Genomic DNA, 17,447 nt, shown 5'->3' on the forward strand with positions numbered 1-17,447 from the left:
GTGCTGCCGCGCGGCGTGCTGGTCCTGCTCGGCACGGCCAGCCTGGTCGTGGTCGTGGGCGGGATGCGCGCCGTGGCGGATCTGGCCGGGCCGGTGTTCCTCGCGCTGATGCTGACGGTCACGGCCAGCCCGCTCACCGCACGGCTGCGGCGTCATGGCGCGCCGGTCTGGCTGGCCGCCACGGTCACCGTCGTCACCGTCTACCTGGGGCTGTTCGCCCTGGGTGGCGCGCTGGCGGTGTCGGTGGCCCGGCTGATCGACCTGCTGCCGGAGTACCGGGACGAGCTCGCGGGGCTGCGCGACGACCTGGTCACCGGGCTCGGCGCACTGGGCGTCGACGCCGAGCAGCTGCGGACGGCGGTGGCGGCGGTGGAGCCCGGCACCTTCGCCCGGATCGTCGAGGCCCTCTTCGGCGGGCTGGCCGGCGCTCTCGGCGACTCCGTGTTCCTGCTGGCCGTCCTGCTCTTCATGTGCCTGGACGTGGTGGGCTTCCCGGCCCGGCTGGCGTCCGTGACACCCGAGCGCCCGCAGGTGGTCGCGGCACTGGAGTCGTTCGCCACCGGCACCCGCCGCTATCTTCTGGTGACGACCGTGTTCGGGCTCATCGTCGCGGCGTGCGACACGGCGCTGCTGTGGTGGCTGGGCATCCCGCTGCCGCTGCTGTGGGGGCTGCTGTCGTTCATCACCAACTACATCCCCAACATCGGGTTCGTCATCGGCGTCGTCCCGCCGGCGCTGCTCGGGCTGCTCCAGGGCGGCCCGCAGCTGATGCTGGGGGTGATCGTCCTCTACTGCCTGGTCAACTTCGTCATCCAGGAGATCATCCAGCCGAAGATCGTCGGCGACGCCGTCGGCCTGTCGGTCACGGTCACGTTCCTGTCCCTGGTCTTCTGGGCGTGGGTGCTGGGCCCGATCGGCGCGCTGCTCGCGGTCCCGCTGACGCTGCTCGCCAAAGGCCTGCTGATCGACGTCGACCCGTCGACCCGCTGGCTGAACAGCCTGCTCGGCGGCGGTCCGCCCTCGCCCACCAGGGATGAGGCGCGGGCGCCGGCCCCGGCCGACGATGACGGCCATGACCACGTTCACGGTATGGAAGTTCGACCAGGCTGAGCGGGCCGAACGCGCCGCCTACATCATCAAGCAGGCCGAGGCCGAGGGCCTGGTGAAGGTCCTGGACCACGCGGTGGTCACCTGGCCGCACGGCGCCACGCGACCGGAGACCCACCACGAGCACGAGTCGGGCCACCGGCACACCGGCTGGGGCGCCTTCTGGGGCCTCGTCCTCGGTGGCCTGTTCCTGGCGCCGATCGCCGGAGCCGCGGTCGGCGCCGGCATCGGCGCCCTGGTCAAGGCCACCGAGGGGACCGGTATCGACCGGGATCAGCTGGAGACGATCCGGGCCGAGATCACCGAGGGCACGTCGGCGCTGTTCCTGGTCACCGAGCACGGCGACCTGGACCGCCTCGGCGAGCGCTTCCACGGCCTGCACAAGAGGCTGATCGCCACCAACCTGACCGACGGTGAGCGGGAGATCCTGCTCGAGACGTTCAGCGGCGGCAACCCGTGAGCGGCGCACCCGAACGTGATCCGGGCGCACGCGCCGCGGCCGGCAAGGCCGCCCGGAGACGGGCGCCCCTCGACGGCCACGCCGCCTTCGAGCCGGCCCCGGACCGTCCCGACCCGGTCGCCCTGCTGCGCGAGCAGGAGGACGGCCGGGTGCCGGAGCTGCTGCCGATCCGGCACGAGCGGATGGCGGCGTCGCCGTTCGCGTTCTACCGGGCGGCCGCCGTGACGATGGCCGCCGATCTGGCGGCCACCCCCTCGACCGGGCTGATCAGCCGACTCTGCGGTGACGCCCACCTGCTCAACTTCGGTGTCTACGCCTCACCCGAGCGGCGGCTGGTCTTCGACCTCAACGACTTCGACGAGTCCCACCCGGGCCCGTGGGAGTGGGACGTCAAACGCCTGGTCGCGAGCCTGGCACTGGCCGGCCGGGAGAACGGCTTCAAACGGCGCCAGCGGGAGGCCGTGGTACGGGCCACCGCCCACCACTACCGGGAGGCGATGCGCGGGTTCGCCGCGATGCGCGAGCTGGACGTCTGGTACGCCCGCGCCGACATCGACGAGCTGCGTCAACGCCTCCGTGGCCGGCGCGCCCGGCGGATCGAGAAGGCCGGCACGAAGGCCCGTTCCCGGGACAGTCTGCAGGCGTACCACCGGCTGACGGTCCTCGACGGCGATGGCCGGCGACGGTTGGCCGCCGACCCGCCGCTGCTCGTGCCGATCGCCGACCTGATGCCCGACATGGCCCGCAAGCTGGTGGAGGAGCAGATCCGCGAGCTGCTGGCCGGGTACCGGCAGAGCCTGGCCGACGACCGGCGGCGGCTGTTCGACGCGTTCGAGTTCGTCGACCTGGCCCGCAAGGTGGTCGGGGTCGGCAGCGTCGGCACCCGCTGCTGGGTGGTGCTGCTGACCGGCCGCGACGACCGTGACCCGCTGCTGCTGCAGGTCAAGGAGGCCGGGCCGTCCGCGCTGGCCGGCCGGGTCGGCCAGGTCCCGGCACCGGACTGGGACAGCGACGGCCGGCGGATCGTCTCCGGGCAGCGGATCCTGCAGGCCGCCAGCGACATCTTCCTCGGCTGGCACCGTGCCGAGGGCTTCGACGGCCGGGCCCGCGACTTCTATGTGCGGCAGCTGCGCGACTGGAAGGGCGGCGCCGACGTCCCGTCGATGGACCCGGAGGGCATGCGCGCCTACGGGCGGCTGTGCGGGTGGACGCTGGCCCGGGCACACGCCCGCGGCGGCGACCGCATCGCGATCGCCGCCTACCTGGGCTCGACCGATCGGTTCGACCGGGCGATGGCACCGTTCGCCGAGGCCTACGCCGACCGGACCGAGGCCGATCACGCGGCCTTCGCGGCCGCCTCCTGAGCGCGCGCCAGCAGCGTCACCCCGATCTCGTACGCCGCCAGCAGCACCGCGATCACGAGCAGCGCCGTCCACGACGACAGGACGAGCGCGAGCACCACGGCGACGATCAGCCCGCCGACCCGTACCGCGTCGAGGTGCCCGGTGATGAAGCCGGGCGCCCGCCGCGCCCCCACCGTCGCACCGTGCCACGCCGCGACCGTGATCGCGCGGGCCCGTCCCCGCAGCCACACCGGGAACCGGCCCGGTCCCGCCAGCCAGGCCAGCACCGCGATCGCCGCCCCGATCCAGATCAGCTGCTCACCACGGGTGCGCAGCAGACTGAACACGGTGGTCATGGCCGCGTCCACGCCGTCGCGGTAGACACCGGCCGGCACCTCGGCGAGAAGCCGCCCGCGGACTGCCCGCAGCAGCGCGGTGATCGCGACCGACGCCACCACCAGCCAGATCCCGAACTGGGCGGCCGTGCGCCGCCGTCCCGGCGACACCGCGAACGCGGCGATCAGCAGCAGGATCGTGGCGCCGGTGAGGAGCAGCAGGTGACGTTCGGCGGCGGCGACCGCCTGCTGCGCCTCCCACAGCCGCCCCGAGTCGTAGACGGTGAACCGGGCGAAGTCCGCCGGCAACTGCACGCCGACCGCCTCGGAGACCCGCAGCCGCAGGTTCTCCGGGAGAGCGCCGCTACTCAGATCGGGCAGCGTGATCTGCTTGCCGAACAGCGTCGGCAGCTGATCGCCGAGCTCGCGCAGCACCTGGTTGATCAGCGGCAGCAGGTCGATCTCGACACGGTCCTCACGGGCCGTGACGACGGTGCTGGTCCCCTCGACGACCGCGAGGGCCCGCTGGTGGACCTGCCGGTTCACCGTCACCCAGATCGCCTGGAACCGGTCGCTGCCCATCACCTTCACCACGGTGGACCGGACCTGCTCGCGCAACTGCCCGGCGATCGGGCCGGCCGCGAACGCCGCCTGCTGCGGCAGCACGTCACGCAGCCGCTGTTCCACGTCGAGCACCCGGAACAGCTCGGTCGTCGCGTACTGTGCCACGGCCGCGTTGACCCGCGGGTCCTGCGGCAGCGGCGCCACCGTCGCGACCCAGCGCTCGGTGTTCAGGGTGGTTCGCGCGGCCCACCATCCCACCACTCCGGTGACCAGCGCGAACGCGGCCAGGGCGGCGAGCACGGCGGCCAGCGCGCCCCGGCCCGGCCGCCTCCGGCGCCGCACCTGCAGCCGGTCCCGCAATGCGGCGACCTCTGCTCTCAGCCGCTCCAGCTCTCCTTCATCCCCGGGTACGGCCGTCGCGTCCCGAGGTGGCGCGGTGCCCTCCACGGGGCCGGGGGCCGTCTCCGGAGGCGCACCGGGACCGGTGGTCGACTGGCTGGTCATCGCTCCTCCTGCAGCTGTCCGGACTCCTCATCGACGCTCCCGGACCCGGCCGGTGGCAACCTCATCCGGCGCGGATGAACGCCGGGCCAGACTCATCCGCCGCGGATGACGTTCCGGCGGCCGCTGATGAGCACCCTGGGCACATGGCATTGGGGCCGCTCGAACTGATGGTGTTGTCGTTTCCCGCGGACCGGCTCGGCGAAGGCGTCCGTGTGACGCTCGCCCTGCTGGCCCTGGCGGGTGAGATGCGTGTCGTCGACGCGCTGGTGATCCGTACCGACACGGCCGGCGGCGCGTGCGTGGTGGAGCTGACCGAGCTCCCCTGCCTGCGCGGCGACCCGGCAATGGCCCGGCTGGCCAGCGGGCTGATCACCGAGTCGGACATCGACGATGTGGCGGGGATGGTCGACGAGCACACCGACGCCCTCGCCGTCCTTCTGGAACACCGCTGGGTCCAGGACCTGGCCGGGCCGGTGGCCGCGTCGAGCGGCAGCATCGTGGCCCTCACCCACATCCCGGGAGCGCCGTGGCACAGCCGTGTCGCGGTGGCGTCCCTGACCTAGGGAGAGCGTATGGAGCTGCAGGAGATGGGACCGGTGGACTACCTGTGTGTGGAGTTCCCCGACGGCAGCCTCGACGGGACCGCGTTTCCGCTGCTGGTGGATCTGGTCGATCGGGGCATCATCCGGGTGCTGGACATCCTGTTCCTCCGCCGGGAGCACGACGGGACGGTGACGGCACTGGACGCCCGCGACGTCGAGCCGGCCGGGCTGGACGTCTTCCACGGCGCGGCCTCCGGCATCCTCGGCGGTGACGACCTGCGCCAGGCCGGCAGCGTGCTGGAACCCGGGTCGGCCGCGGTCGTGCTGGTCTACGAGAACGCGTGGGCGGCGCCGTTGGCGATCCGGTTGCGGCGCAACGGCGCCCACCTCGTCGCGGGCGGGCGGATCCCCGTACAAGCGCTGCTCGCGGCTCTGGACGAGTCGGAGACCGTGACCGTCTCCGCCGCCGGTGGGAGGTGATCGTGATGGGTCTTCTCCGTGGCATGGCCCGCACCGCGGTGATCGCCGGGACGGCGACCGCGGTCTCCAACCGGGTGTCGCGCCGGCAGGCCGGCCGATGGTCGCGTCAGGCCGAACAGCAGTACGCCGAGCAGCAGTACTACGCCGGCGCAGAGGACGACCAACCCGATCCGACGTCACTGAAACTGGACCAGTTGCACCGGCTCGGTGAGCTCAAGGAGCAGGGCGTCCTCACCGAGTCCGAGTTCGAGCGGCAGAAGGCGCAGATCCTGGCCTCCTGATCCGGACTCCCGCGACCCGCGCCGGTCACCGTCGTGCATGCCCGCCACGGTGGCCGGTGCGCCGCGTGGTGGGTCAGATCCGGACCGGCACCGTCCCGGCGGCCAACGCCCCGACGAAACCGCTGGTGGGACCGTACCGCTGCCAGAGTCGCCGTTGGCGTTGCGCCCCGGTGCCCTCGCGCCGCAGACGCTCGATCCCGGCGTAGACCTCGCCGGTGTCGCCGGCCGCGTCCAGCTGCGGGGTGATCTTCTGCAGCAGCCGGGCGGTGCGCAGGACGCCGCCCCGGGCGACCGCGAGCAGTTGCTCACTGACCAGCTGTCGCGGGGCGGGCAGCAGCTTGTCGCGGCGGCGGATGTCCTCTATCAGCGTGGCCACCAGCGCCCGGGTGACGCCGGCGAGCAGCACCGTGTCGTCGACCTCGAGGCCGGTGTCGGCGACACGGACCTCGATCGTGGGGTACCGCGCCGACAGCCGGGCCAGGAAGTAGACGCCGGAGGCGTCCACGGCCGTGCCGGACGCCACCAGCGAGCGGACCTCGCGGTCGTAGCTGCCGGCGTCGGGCCACACGTCCGGCGGCCGGAACGTCGGCCAGTGCAGCTGGTTCTGGTAGCGGAAGCTGGCCCATCCGGTGTCGTTGTCGCCGTACACCGGCGAGTTCACGGTGAGGGCGAGCAGGGCCGGCAGCCACGGCCGGATACGGGACAGCACCGCCGTGGCCAGCTCCCGGTCCGGGATGCCGATGTGGACGTGACAGCCGCAGGTGCCGCCGGCCGCGGTCGCCTCCGGGAACCGCTCGGCGAGCACCCGGTAGCGGTCGTCGGCGCTGAGCGCGCCGAGTGGCCCGGCCCGGAACGGTGGTGCCCCGCTCGCGACCAGATAGGCCCCGGCCGCCTCGGCCGCTTCGGCGGTGGTCAGGCGCAGCCGGCTCAGCTCCCGCCGCAGCTCGCCGAGGCCGGTGCAGACGGACGTGGCCGTCTCCAACTGGTAGGCCATGTACTCCGGTTTGATGCGCTCGTCGCCGCCGGTGCGGCGGATCACGTCCGGGGCGGCCGGCGCGACCGCCCCGTCCGGATCAAGTAGTAGGAACTCTTCCTCGACTCCCATGGTCAGCACCCCTCGACGGTGCGATGGGGGAGGTTCCGGGCGCCTCATCCTCTCGGGGTGAGCTGCGGACCACGGTGGTGCCGGCCAGTTTGTCGTGCAGGCCCTGATGTCTGCGGTCGAAGAGCAGCCACAGCGCGAGGATCGGCAGGTACGCCAGCAGCAGCGCCCGGACCAGCCCGGCGAACAGGCGCGGTCGGCGCCCGGCGCGGTCCACCACCCGCAGCCCGAACACCAGCTGGCCCGGGGTGCGCCCGGCCAGGATCCAGAAGGCCGCGCAGTACGACGCCATGATCGTGGGCAGGAAGATCACGTAGGTGGAGAGCACGATCCGGGCCAGCTCCCGGCCCTCGCTGCCGAGCAGGGCCGAGGCGACGAGGCCGAAGACCACCGTCGCCACCCCGGCCATCACGGCCACGATCAGCGCGTCCAGCAGGTACGCCGTCGACCGGCTCACCAGCCCGGCGTACCGGTTCATGCCGGCGTCTCGGGGTTCCCGTTGCGGGTCCAGCGCAGGGTGAGCCGGTCCACCGCGTCGTCCCCGGCAGCCGCGCCGGCACGCACGCGGCCGACGACCTCGCCGACCATGTTGTCGCGCTGCCCCCGCACCAGGGCACGGATCCGCTCCGGCTCGCGTTCCAGCAGCTCGAGAACCCGGTCGAGCTGGATCTCGACGACCCGCTCGACCAGTGGCGAGGTGGCGATCGCGGTGATCAGCGCGTCGACCATGCGGACCCGCCGGGCGGCGCCGCGCTCGGCCAGCTGCTTCTGGTCGGCCAGCGCCTCGGCGGCCCGGGAGACCGCCCCGATCGCGACGTCACCCCATTGGAGCAGACCGGGCACTCTCATCGCCGCCTCCTCAGGACGACCTTGCGGATCTCGGTCGGGACCACCACGAGCGCCCCGGCGACCAGGCAGATCAGCCACTGGCCGACGTCCAGGCTGACGGTCTGCAGCATCCTCTGGAACAGCCCGAGCTCGGTGGCCAGCACGATCGCGGCCGCCGACATGCCGGTGGTGATCAGGAAGCGTTTGTCGTCGAAGGTCTCCAGGCTGAACACCGAGCGGACCTCGCTGCGCACGGTGAGGGAGAAGGCCAGGTTGGCGATGGAGAACGCGGTCAGGCCCATGGTCCGGCCGGTGTCCAGGTCGTACGCCCCGTCGGCCCACCAGATCAGCACCAGGGTGATCACGCCCATCACCAGGCCGAGCAGACCCAGCCAGCCGAGCGTGGCACGGGACAGCAGCGGCTCGTCGGAGCGGCGGGGCCGGTGCCGCATGATGTCCGGCTCCGCCTTGCCGTAGCCGAGCCCCACCGACTGGAAGACCTGGGTGGTGAAGTTGAGCCACAGGCTCTGCAACGGCAGGAACGGCACACCGGCGGCGATGTTGACGATGCTGGCCCCGAGGAACGTGATGATCATGCCGACCAGCACGCCCATCTGGAAGAAGATGTACTTCTTGAGGTTCGCGTAGAGGGCACGGCCCAACTCGACGGCCTTCACGATGGTGGCGAAGTCGTCGTCGGTGAGGATCATCGCGGCGGCTTCCTTGCTCACCTCGGTGCCGGTGATCCCCATGGCGATGCCGATGTCCGCCTTCTTCAGGGCGGGCGCGTCGTTCACCCCGTCGCCGGTCATCGCGACGATGTGGCCCTTGCGTTTGAGGACCTCGACCAGGCGTACCTTGTGCTCCGGGGTGACCCGGGCGATCACGCCGATGCCGTCGATCTCGCGGTCGGCCTCCTCGTCGCTCATCGCGGCGAACTCGGCCCCGGTGATGGCCCGGCCGCGGATACCGAGCTTGGCGGCGATCGCCGCGGCGGTGACCGCGTGGTCGCCGGTGATCATGCGAACCTCGATGCCGGCGGCGTGCGCCTGCTCGATCGCGGCCTGCGCCTGCGGGCGCGGCGGGTCCACGATCCCGACCAGCGACAGCGGCTCCAGCCCGGTCAGCAGCGGGAGCAGATCGGCGGCCGGGTCGAAGTCGGCCGGGTCGAAGTCCCTCCGGGCGGTGGCCAGCACCCGCAGGCCCTGCTGGGCGAGCCGGGTGTTCTCCGCCAGATATCGGACCGCGTCCTGATCGGCGACGTCGCAGCGGGCCAGCAGCTGGTCCGGTGCGCCCTTGACGTAGCAGCGGATCACCTCGCGGCCGTCGTCGGTGGTCATCCGGTGGAAGGTGGCCATCAGCTTGTAGGCGGCGTCGAACGGCAGCTCCGCCACTCGCGGGTGACGTTCCCGGGTCGCCTCGCTGTCCAGTCCGCCCTTCTCGGCCAGGACCACCAGCGCGCCCTCGGTCGGGTCGCCGATCATCGTCCCGTCCCGGACCACGGCGTCCGAGCAGAGGATCATCGGCAGCAGGTATTCGTCGAGGGGCTCGTCCGGGTCCCCGGCCACCTTCTTGATCGCGCCGTCGGTGGAGTAGCCGCCACCGGAGACCGTGTAGCGGCGCCCGGGGATGACCAGCTCGACCGCCGTCATCTGGTTGAGCGTCAGCGTGCCGGTCTTGTCGGAGTTGATCGCCGACGTGGACCCCAGCGTCTCGGTCGAGCGCAGTCGTTTCACGATCGCGTTCGACTTGGCCAGCAGCTGGGTGCCGAGCGACAGGATGGTGGTCACCACGGCCGGCAGGCCGGTCGGGATCGCCGACACCGCGAACGCGACCGCCGCGGTGAACACGACGCCGAACTCGTTGCCGCGGGCCAGGTTGATGATCACCGAGGCGAGCAGGGCGAACCCGGCGATCAGCAGGATCTGGTTGGTCAGCCGGCCGAGCTGGCGGGTCAGCGGCGTCTGACCGTCCTTCTCGGTCTGCAGCATGCCGGAGATCCGGCCCACCTCGGTGCTCATGCCGGTCGCGGTGACCAGCAGCTCCCCCGTTCCCCGGGTCACGTTGGTGTTCATGTACGCCATGTCGGACCGGTCGCCCAGAGCGGTGTCCGCCGACGCCACCGCGGCGACGTCCTTGGCCACCGGCAGGCTCTCCCCGGTCAGCGCCGACTCGTCGATCTCGCACGTCGCCGCGCGCAGCAGCCGCCCGTCGGCCGGCACCACGTCACCGGCCTCGATCAGCACGATGTCACCGGGGACCAGTTCCTCGGCGGGGATCTCGGTCAGGGCGCCGTCACGCCGTACCCTCGCCTTGATGATCATCATCTTTTGAAGCGCGTCGATCGCCGCGGCCGCCTTGCCCTCCTGGTGCAGGCCCAGGGCCGCGTTCAGCAGGGTCAGCGCGATCAGCAGGATGCCGGTGCCGTACTGCTTCAGCGGGTAGAGGCTGCCGACGCCGGCGGCCAGCAGGACGATCTGCATCGGGTCGGCGTACTGCCGGACGAAGGACCGCCACCACGGCTCCTTCTTCGCCTCGGCGAAACGGTTCGGGCCGTGCTCGGCCCGGCGCCGGACGACCTCCTCCCCGCTGAGGCCGCGATGCCGGTCGACGTTCTCGGCCTCGAGCGCCTCCGGGACGGACAGCACGTGGAAAGCGGGCGCCTCCGCAGCGTTCGGCGGCTCGGTCATCGTGGCCATCGGGTCTCCTTACCGGTACGGGCGGGGGTGTGGACGCGATGCGGGACGGGGGGTCACCGGCACGATCGCCGTCTTCGCCGTGCCCGCGACCAGGGAGCCGATCGCGACACCGAGCACGAAGTTCAGCCCCGCCGTGTACAGGCGGACCCCCAGCGACGCGTCGACGACGAACGGCGCCAGCATGCCGACCATGGTCGCCAGCGCGATCACCCAGCCGAAGAACCGCATCGGCCGGGGCGTGGTCAGCAGCAGAACGTGGATCAGTCCGGTGGCGGCCAGGGCGGACACGGCGGCGCCGAGGGCGTACCAGCCGGTCGAGGCGTCACCCCAGACGCCCTGCCCCTTCGGCGCCAGCACCGCGATGCCGAACAGGCCACGGCCGAGCAGGATGCCGGCGATCGCGATCAACGACGCGACGGCGGCGGTCGCGGCGCCGCCGGCCCATAGCTTGCCGGCGTTGACGACGGGGCTCGGCCGGGGATCACCGGGCGTGTTCAATCCGGACATGAGTCCTCCTCGCGAGACACGGTTGCCGGCACCGAGCGTCGCCGCGCCCGGGGTCGCACCGCCTCATCCGGCGTGGATGAACCCACCCGGCGCCTCGAGGACCAGGCGTCTCAACCCGCCCGGGGCGGCTCGGCGAGCCGGCCGGCACCCGGCAGCGCCGACGGCATTCGGCGGGCCACGCCGGCCAGCAGGTCGGCGAGCTGGATGCGGGGGTCGTCACGGGAGTCCGCAGTCACCAGCCCGGCCAGCGGCGACGGGCCGTCACCGACGGCCAGCGCCCGTTGCAGGCGGGCCAGCCGTGCGGCGGTCAGGGCACTCTGCTCGTCGTGGATCACCAGGATCGGGCGCTGCCGGGCACTCCAGTGCCGGATCGTCGCGGCCAGCGCCGCGATCATCGGCTCCAGCGGTGGCGGGATCGTCCGGTCGCCGTCGTCGAGGCGGGAGACGATCGCCGTGACCCGGTCGTCGGTGATCCGCTCGAGGACCGCGCCGGCCGGGCCACCGATCCGGGCCAGCGTGTCGCGGGCCTGGAGGAACCGCGCGGCGCCGGCACGTCCGGGGATGCGGCGCCGGGTACGGACCATGTCGGCGAACGCGGCCAGGAAGCGGTCCCAGTCACCGCCCACCGACCGGGCCCGGTACAGGTCGTGGGCCTCAGGCAGCGGCCCGCGCGTCAGCGACCGGTAGGACGGCTCGGCCAGCAGCAGCTCGACGACCTGGGTGACCAGGAAGAGCTCCTTGTCGATCCGGTGCACGTGCGCCCGGCCGCGCAGGGCGGTCATCAGCCGGTCCAGGGCCACGGCCGCGTCGGGGCGGCGCAGGAACCGGCCCGACTTCAGCTCGTACGCCGACAGGCCCAGCCCGGCGATCAGGTCGACCGCCTCGGCCACGGACAGGTCGACGCTCGCGTGCGTGATCACCGGCTCGGTCGAACGCAGCAGATTCGCCCCGGAGAACCCGGACTCGTCACAGGCGATCTCGAGGACCGCGCCGCCCGGCGCGCCGGCCGGCGGAAGCCCGCCCTGCAGGGGTGACCTCACCCGGGTAGCTCCGGCATGCCGACCATGCTCGGCGCTCCGCCCGCCGCCGACAACCGAATTCACGCCTGCCCTCGACGCACGGGCCCGGATCCACCGCCCCGCCACGATGGCCGATACGGCGCATCTGGCGACGTTTCGATACGTTGCGAGTGGATCGAACGATTCGCCGGATGGCTGCGGACCGGGGTCATATCGTTTCTCGTAACTTCCGGCCGGGGGATCGCGTAATCGCCGCGCAAGTTGCACGATGTCCTTACCGGACGTCATCTCGGCACGGTGATCGTGGCCGTTTGAGGAGGGCACATGCGGATCGGCGACGCCGCTGCGGCGGCCGGAACCACACCCCGGGCGCTGCGCTTCTACGAGGCGAACGGGTTGCTCCCGCCACCCCAGCGGACCGTCACCGGTCAGCGGATCTACGGCCCGCGTGACGTGGCCCGGCTCCGGATCATCCGGCAACTGCTCGACCTCGGCCTGACCATCGCCGACCTCCGCGAGAGCGCCGGCCGCCTGCACCTGCTGGAGGGCAGGACCCCTCCGGAGTACGGCACACCCGGCGCCTGTGCCGAGCCGACCGGAGTCGCCTCCCGCCGTGTCGGCACCCTGACCGCCGAGATGGCCCGCCTGACCCGGCTCCGCGACCGGCTGGCCGCCCGGACCCGCTGACCGCGGCGCGCCGGTCCCTCAACCGTCGTTCACACGGCTGAGGGACCGGCGCACCACCGGGGCCCGGCTCAGCGGGCGGCGCGCTTGTTGTACTTGCGCTTGGCCCACACGTAGGACAGAGCCGCGATCACAGCGCACCAGACCAGGGCGATCACCGCGCTGTTGCCGATGCCGGTGCCCAGCAGCAGTCCGCGCAGCGTCTCGATGATCGGGGTGAACGGCTGGTACTCGGCGAACACCCGCAGAGCGGACGGCATGGTGTCGGTGGGGACGAAACCGCTGCCCAGGAACGGCAGCAGGCTCAGGAACATGGGCGTGTTGCTGGCCGTCTCGACGCTGTCGGCGACGATGCCGAGCGCCACCGCGAACCAGGTCAGCGCGAACGCCGTCGCGGTCAGCACCCCGGCCACGGCCAGCCACTCCAGCGGGGTGGCGTTCGACCGGAAGCCGATCAGCAGGGCCACCCCGAGGACCGCGAACAGGGCGATGAAGATCTGCACCATGCTGCCGAGCACGTGCCCGGTCAGGACCGACGCCCGGGCGATGGCCATGCTGCGGAACCGGTCGACGATGCCCTCGGTCATGTCCATCGCCACCGAGATCGCGGTGCCGGCGACCGCCCCGGCCACCGTGAACAGCAGGATGCCGGGGGTCAGGTAGTCGACGTACGCGTCCCGGCCGCCGCCCAGCCCGGCGCCGACCGCGCCGCCGAACACGTAGACGAACAGCAACAGGAAGATCACCGGCAGGCCGATGAGCATGATGGTCAGCGACGGGTAGCGCCGCAGGTGCAGCAGTTGCCGCCGGAACATGGTGCCGGAATCGGTCAGGGTGTGTGCCAGGGTGGTCATCGGGTCTCCTCGTCGGTGCCGGTGCTCGCGGGGTTGCCGGTGAAGGCGAAGAACACGTCGTCCAGGTCGGGCGTGTGAACGGTCAGGTGGGCGGGCGCCACGTGCACGCCGTCGAGCGTGGCCAGCACGGCGCGCAGGTCGGTCACGCCGCCGTCGCTGGGCACCTGGAGCGTCAGCGCACTATCGTCACGGTGGGTGACGTTCAGGACCGAGGCGGCGGTGTTCAGCGCGCCCGGCTCGGCGAACCGCAGCACCAGGTGGCCGCCCGGGATGCGGCGCTTGAGCTCGTCGGGGGTGCCCTCGGCGACGATCCGGCCGTGGTCGAGAACGGCGATCCGGTCGGCGAGCTGGTCCGCCTCCTCCAGGTACTGGGTGGTGAGGAAGACGGTCACCCCGTCGGCGACCAGCTCGCGGACGATCTGCCACATCTCCACCCGGCTACGCGGGTCCAGCCCCGTGGTCGGCTCGTCGAGGAAGATCAGCCGCGGGTTGCCGACCAGGGTCATGGCGAGGTCGACGCGGCGCTGCTGGCCTCCGGAGAGCAGTGACACCGGCTTGGCCGCCGACTCGGTGAGGTCGAACCGCTGGATCAGACCGTCGACTCTGCGTCTACCCGCGGCACGGCCGAGCCGGTTCAGGTCGGCCATCAGGCGCAGGTTCTCCCGTACCGTCAGAAGCTTGTCGACCGCCGCGAACTGCCCGGTGAGGCCGATCGCCGCCCGCACCGCGTCCGCGTCGCGGACCAGGTCGTGACCGGCGACCCGCACCGAACCGCCATCGGCCTCCAGCAGGGTGGCGAGGATCCGCACCATGGTGGTCTTGCCGGCGCCGTTCGGCCCGAGCAGCGCGAACACGGTGCCCTCGGTGACGGTCAGGTCGATGCCGTCGAGGACGGTCTTGGTGCCGAAGGTCTTGCGCAGGCCGGCCACCGAGACGGCGGGCCGGGTGATGAGGGCTGTGGACATCTACGCCTCCAGGAGCGTTTCCGGGCAGGATCCATCGCCGGCCGGGACGGTTCGTCGCCGGCCGGGACGACGGGCAGGTTCGATCGCCGGCCATGGTCGAGCGCACGGCCGGGAGTTACCGAAGGTGGATCACGCGCGGCGGTTCAGACGCCGTAGGTCACGCGCGGAGAAGAGGACGCGGAGCGTCAGACGCGGTGGATCACGCGCGGTGGATCAGGATGTCGCCGAACTGGGTGCGGGCACGCACCGAGGCCTGCTCGTCGGACTCGGCGGGGCCGGTGGCCGCGGACATCTCGTTGCGGACCCGGCCGTAGGAGGTGTGCACGTCGAGGCGGGCCGCGGTGCCCTGACGGATGCCGATCTCGATCCGGCCGGCCGCCGTACGCAGTGTCGTCGTGCCGCGGACCAGCTCACGCACCCGGATGTCGCCGTTGGCGGTGTTGGCCGTCAGTGAGGCGCCGGCGTGTTCGGTGACGATGTCGCCGTTGGCCGAGTTGATCTTCAGCTCGCCTCCGGCCCGGCCCACCCAGCACTCCCCGTTGCCGTTCTTCAGGGTGGCCGGGCCGGACACCTCGCGCAGGTGCAGTTTGCCGGATCCGGTGGTCAGGCTGGCGTCGCCGGTCACGTTCTCCGCAGTGACCAGGCCGAACCCGGTCGTCAGGGTCACGCTGCCGGCCTGGTCCACCTGCACGTCGCCGGCGCCGCTGCGCAGCTTGCAGTCGCCGAGGGCGCCGGAGCAGCGGATGCCGCCGGCGCCGACCTTGGCGTCGACGGACGAGCCGGCCGGCAGCTCGATCAGCACGTCGATCACGCCGACCTTGCCGAAGACGCCGAGGGCGGGATGGCGTGGGCCGCGGACCGTCAGGGTGCCGGAGACCAGCTCGGCGCGGGTCTGCTCGGCGGCGCGGCGGTCGCGCTCCTCGTTCTCGTCGGCCGGGCGGACGTGGACGATCGTGTCGGGCCGGTCACCGGCCACCACACGCACCTCGCCGGCGAGGACGTCGACGGAGGCGGTGATGGGACCGGGGGTGTCGAAACTGGGCACAGCAGTCTCCATTCGTGTCGGGGGGTTCAGCGGACCCAGCCGGTGAAACGCTGGCCGCCGCTGGTCGCGGTCACTGTCGCGGGTGGTCTCTGGTCGCCGTCGGCGGCGGCGGCGGACGCGGCCCGGATCAGCCATGTGTTGATCGAGACGCCGGAGCGGGCTGCGGCCTGCTCGATCCGGTTCTTCAGGGGCTCGGGCAGGCGCAGACTGATCCGGACGGTCGCCTCGTCCTCACCGGGGGCGGGTGGCGGCGCCGGGACCGGGTCCGGCGGCGGGACCGCGTCGGTCCACGGGTCGGCGGGCGGCGGGGTCACGACGAAGCTGGGCTCGCGGTTGCGCAGGCGCAGGTCGACGGAGCCGGGGGCCAGGTCGCGGGTGATCTCGGCGGCCGCCTCGGACAGGGCGTCGAGCAGGGCCAGGCGGGTGGCCGACTCGAGTGGTGCGGTGAGCCGCTCGGCCAGCTCACGGGCATCCTCACCGCCGGCGGCAGCAGCGAGCGCTAGCTCATGACGCAGCGCGTCGATGTAGGGGCGCAGTTCCATGGCACCACTATGGCATCACAGTGATGCCACGCGCAAGCCAATGGCATCACTATGGCATCAGGGCAGCGCCGCGCCCGATCGCCTACTCCTGGAACGGCCCGTCGGTGAAGGCCGACACCAACCGGGCACAGCGGCGCGGATCCTCGGTCAGACCCGCGCCCTGCCCCCACAGCCAGTAGTCGACGGCACGGAACACCACCCAGTCCCCACCGTGAGCCCGGTCGATCCCGGCGTCCGCGGTGCTGAGCACATGATCGGGAGCCGGAACCGCGAGGCGGCGCATCATCGTGCCCAGCACGCGCATGGCCACGTCCACCGGCACGTCACACAGCGAGGTCGCGGACAGCCGCTCCAGCAGCATCACCCCGGCGTCCGGGTCGGCGTCGACCAGCCGGACCGTCCCGCGCCCGTCCCAGAAGCGCAGCGCCCCGGCCTGCTCGGCGACCTCCGGCCCCGGTGGCGCGAGACGGAGCACGAGCTCCTCGCCGTCCCGGCGCACCGGCACGACCAGCGCGTTCGAGCCGTGCGCGGGATCGCCGTCGACGGTCACCCGCCACCGCTCGCACTGCGCCCGGACCAGGCCGGGCAACTCGGCCAGCCACTCTCCCCCGCCACGCCACCAGCGCGGCGAGTCCAGGAAGGACTGCGGCAGCGTGAGATCCATCCCGTGCTCCTCAGCGGTAGGGGGCGGCGGCCTCGACGACGGCGCGGAAGCGGTCGGCGGCCGGGCCCAGCGGGCGGTCGGTGCGCCAGGTCAGGCCGACCACGCGTTCGGCGCCGGGGCGGTCAGGGGCAGACCGACCGTGCCGGTGGCGCCGGCGAAGCTCTCCGGGACCAGGGCCACGCCCAGACCGGCGCCGACAAGGCCCTCGATGGTGGCCAGGTCGCCGATCTCCAGGGCGATGCGCGGTGTCACTCCGGCCGCCGCGAACAGGCCGTCGACCAGGGCCCGGAACCCGAACCCGGGCGGCACCGTGACGAAGTCCTCGCCGTCGGCGTCGGCCAGGCGGGCCCGGCGGCGCGAGACCAGGCGGTGGCCCGGCGGCACGATCAGGGCCAGCTTCTGCTTCTGGAGGGGCAGCCAGCCGTACGGCCCGCGCGGCTGAGGCGAGATCAGCGCCAGCTCGGCCGCCCCCGACTCCAGGTCGGGCAGGATGACGTGGCCGGGCTCCTGGCGCAGCTCCACCCGCAGGCGCGGCGCCTGCTCACGCACGTCGTGCAGGATCCGCGGCACCAGCGAGGTCGCCATCGAGTCGAGGAACGCCAGCCGCACCGTCCCCGACTCGGGATCGAGCAGCCCGGCCAGGTCGCGGCGCAGCCGGTCGTAGCGGCCGACCAGGTCGCGGGCCGCGGTCAGGGTCAGGTCGCCGAGCGGGTTCGGGTGCACGCCGCGGGCGTCCCGCTCGAACAGTCGCACGCCCAGCTCCGCCTCCACCCGCGCGAGCAGACGCGACAGGCTCGGCTGGGTGGTGCCGAGGGCGGCTGCCGCCTCGGTCACGTGTTGATGATCACCCAGAGCGAGCAGGGCACGGAGATCTTCCAGCTGCACCGGGCTCAGCATACGCCGTACGCATGCGGTCGATGAT

The 17,447-nt window shown here is 72.4% G+C and carries 20 protein-coding genes; 7 read left to right on the forward strand and 13 right to left on the reverse strand.

Annotated elements, in window-relative coordinates; genetic code table 11:
- From ACQPZW_RS27495 to ACQPZW_RS27505, 3 genes are read left to right on the forward strand one after another with little or no spacing between them, the layout of a single operon-like run.
- On the forward strand, positions 1 to 1,110 hold the full coding sequence (locus tag ACQPZW_RS27495) for an AI-2E family transporter (RefSeq protein WP_433788911.1): 1,110 nt from the start codon (positions 1 to 3) through the stop codon (positions 1,108 to 1,110).
- Positions 1,073 to 1,567, forward strand: a complete 495-nt coding sequence (locus tag ACQPZW_RS27500) for a DUF1269 domain-containing protein (protein WP_433788912.1) — start codon at positions 1,073 to 1,075, stop codon at positions 1,565 to 1,567. Before ACQPZW_RS27495 ends, ACQPZW_RS27500 begins: the two co-directional genes overlap by 38 nt.
- Positions 1,564 to 2,931 (forward strand): DUF2252 domain-containing protein, encoded by a 1,368-nt coding sequence (locus ACQPZW_RS27505; RefSeq protein ID WP_433788913.1) that lies wholly within the window; start codon positions 1,564 to 1,566, stop codon positions 2,929 to 2,931. Before ACQPZW_RS27500 ends, ACQPZW_RS27505 begins: the two co-directional genes overlap by 4 nt.
- Here the strand turns inward: ACQPZW_RS27505 and ACQPZW_RS27510 are convergent.
- Complete coding sequence (locus tag ACQPZW_RS27510; RefSeq protein ID WP_433788914.1) at positions 2,904 to 4,313, reverse strand: hypothetical protein; 1,410 nt, start codon at positions 4,311 to 4,313, stop codon at positions 2,904 to 2,906. The two genes, ACQPZW_RS27505 and ACQPZW_RS27510, sit on opposite strands and share 28 nt — an antisense overlap.
- Positions 4,314 to 4,456: 143 nt before the next feature.
- Between ACQPZW_RS27510 and ACQPZW_RS27515 the strand changes: the two genes are divergently transcribed.
- From ACQPZW_RS27515 to ACQPZW_RS27525, 3 genes are read left to right on the forward strand one after another with little or no spacing between them, the layout of a single operon-like run.
- Positions 4,457 to 4,876: a DUF6325 family protein gene (locus tag ACQPZW_RS27515; protein WP_433788915.1), complete on the forward strand. Its 420-nt coding sequence runs from the start codon at positions 4,457 to 4,459 to the stop codon at positions 4,874 to 4,876.
- A 9-nt stretch (positions 4,877 to 4,885) separates the two neighbouring features.
- Entirely contained in the window at positions 4,886 to 5,335 is a 450-nt protein-coding gene (locus tag ACQPZW_RS27520; protein WP_433788916.1) for a DUF6325 family protein, read from the forward strand.
- A 5-nt stretch (positions 5,336 to 5,340) separates the two neighbouring features.
- A complete protein-coding gene (locus ACQPZW_RS27525; protein ID WP_433788917.1) occupies positions 5,341 to 5,616 on the forward strand; it encodes an SHOCT domain-containing protein in 276 nt (91 codons plus the stop codon).
- A gap of 73 nt (positions 5,617 to 5,689) precedes the next feature.
- Here ACQPZW_RS27525 and ACQPZW_RS27530 read toward each other — a convergent pair whose 3' ends face one another.
- The 6 genes from ACQPZW_RS27530 to ACQPZW_RS27555 form a co-directional block, all read right to left on the reverse strand.
- The gene (locus tag ACQPZW_RS27530) at positions 5,690 to 6,721 is read right to left on the reverse strand and encodes a carboxylate-amine ligase (protein ID WP_433788918.1); all 1,032 of its coding nucleotides are present in this window, start codon (positions 6,719 to 6,721) and stop codon (positions 5,690 to 5,692) included.
- Positions 6,690 to 7,196 carry an RDD family protein gene (locus ACQPZW_RS27535; RefSeq protein ID WP_433788919.1) on the reverse strand — a complete coding sequence of 169 codons (507 nt, stop codon included), beginning with the start codon at positions 7,194 to 7,196 and terminating at the stop codon, positions 6,690 to 6,692. Before ACQPZW_RS27535 ends, ACQPZW_RS27530 begins: the two co-directional genes overlap by 32 nt.
- Positions 7,193 to 7,567, reverse strand: a complete 375-nt coding sequence (locus ACQPZW_RS27540) for a hypothetical protein (RefSeq protein WP_433788920.1) — start codon at positions 7,565 to 7,567, stop codon at positions 7,193 to 7,195. Before ACQPZW_RS27540 ends, ACQPZW_RS27535 begins: the two co-directional genes overlap by 4 nt.
- Positions 7,564 to 10,245, reverse strand: coding sequence for a cation-translocating P-type ATPase (locus ACQPZW_RS27545; protein ID WP_433788921.1), 2,682 nt, complete (start codon positions 10,243 to 10,245; stop codon positions 7,564 to 7,566). Before ACQPZW_RS27545 ends, ACQPZW_RS27540 begins: the two co-directional genes overlap by 4 nt.
- A 9-nt stretch (positions 10,246 to 10,254) precedes the next feature.
- The gene (locus tag ACQPZW_RS27550) at positions 10,255 to 10,752 is read right to left on the reverse strand and encodes a DUF6069 family protein (RefSeq protein ID WP_433788922.1); all 498 of its coding nucleotides are present in this window, start codon (positions 10,750 to 10,752) and stop codon (positions 10,255 to 10,257) included.
- Positions 10,753 to 10,862: 110 nt separating this feature from the next.
- Positions 10,863 to 11,792, reverse strand: a complete 930-nt coding sequence (locus tag ACQPZW_RS27555; RefSeq protein WP_433788923.1) for a DUF3800 domain-containing protein — start codon at positions 11,790 to 11,792, stop codon at positions 10,863 to 10,865.
- Between the two features lie 303 nt (positions 11,793 to 12,095).
- On the opposite strand from ACQPZW_RS27555, the gene ACQPZW_RS27560 reads away from it, so the two are divergent.
- Entirely contained in the window at positions 12,096 to 12,458 is a 363-nt protein-coding gene (locus ACQPZW_RS27560) for a MerR family transcriptional regulator (protein WP_433788924.1), read from the forward strand.
- 68 nt (positions 12,459 to 12,526) lie between these two features.
- On the opposite strand, the gene ACQPZW_RS27565 is transcribed toward ACQPZW_RS27560, so the two are convergent.
- The 6 genes from ACQPZW_RS27565 to ACQPZW_RS27590 form a co-directional block, all read right to left on the reverse strand.
- Positions 12,527 to 13,309, reverse strand: coding sequence for an ABC transporter permease (locus tag ACQPZW_RS27565; RefSeq protein WP_433788925.1), 783 nt, complete (start codon positions 13,307 to 13,309; stop codon positions 12,527 to 12,529).
- The gene (locus tag ACQPZW_RS27570) at positions 13,306 to 14,274 is read right to left on the reverse strand and encodes an ATP-binding cassette domain-containing protein (protein ID WP_433788926.1); all 969 of its coding nucleotides are present in this window, start codon (positions 14,272 to 14,274) and stop codon (positions 13,306 to 13,308) included. The genes ACQPZW_RS27565 and ACQPZW_RS27570 overlap by 4 nt, the downstream gene beginning before the upstream one ends.
- Positions 14,275 to 14,473: 199 nt before the next feature.
- Complete coding sequence (locus ACQPZW_RS27575) at positions 14,474 to 15,319, reverse strand: DUF4097 family beta strand repeat-containing protein (RefSeq protein ID WP_433788927.1); 846 nt, start codon at positions 15,317 to 15,319, stop codon at positions 14,474 to 14,476.
- Between the two features lie 26 nt (positions 15,320 to 15,345).
- Positions 15,346 to 15,861 (reverse strand): hypothetical protein, encoded by a 516-nt coding sequence (locus tag ACQPZW_RS27580; RefSeq protein WP_433788928.1) that lies wholly within the window; start codon positions 15,859 to 15,861, stop codon positions 15,346 to 15,348.
- 82 nt (positions 15,862 to 15,943) lie between these two features.
- Positions 15,944 to 16,525, reverse strand: a complete 582-nt coding sequence (locus ACQPZW_RS27585) for an aminoglycoside phosphotransferase family protein (RefSeq protein WP_433788929.1) — start codon at positions 16,523 to 16,525, stop codon at positions 15,944 to 15,946.
- A 90-nt stretch (positions 16,526 to 16,615) separates the two neighbouring features.
- On the reverse strand, positions 16,616 to 17,410 hold the full coding sequence (locus ACQPZW_RS27590; protein ID WP_433788930.1) for a LysR family transcriptional regulator: 795 nt from the start codon (positions 17,408 to 17,410) through the stop codon (positions 16,616 to 16,618).
- Positions 17,411 to 17,447: the final 37 nt, after the last annotated feature.

Source organism: Actinoplanes sp. CA-252034, from assembly GCF_050956125.1.
Taxonomy (GTDB): Bacteria; Actinomycetota; Actinomycetes; order Mycobacteriales; family Micromonosporaceae; genus Actinoplanes.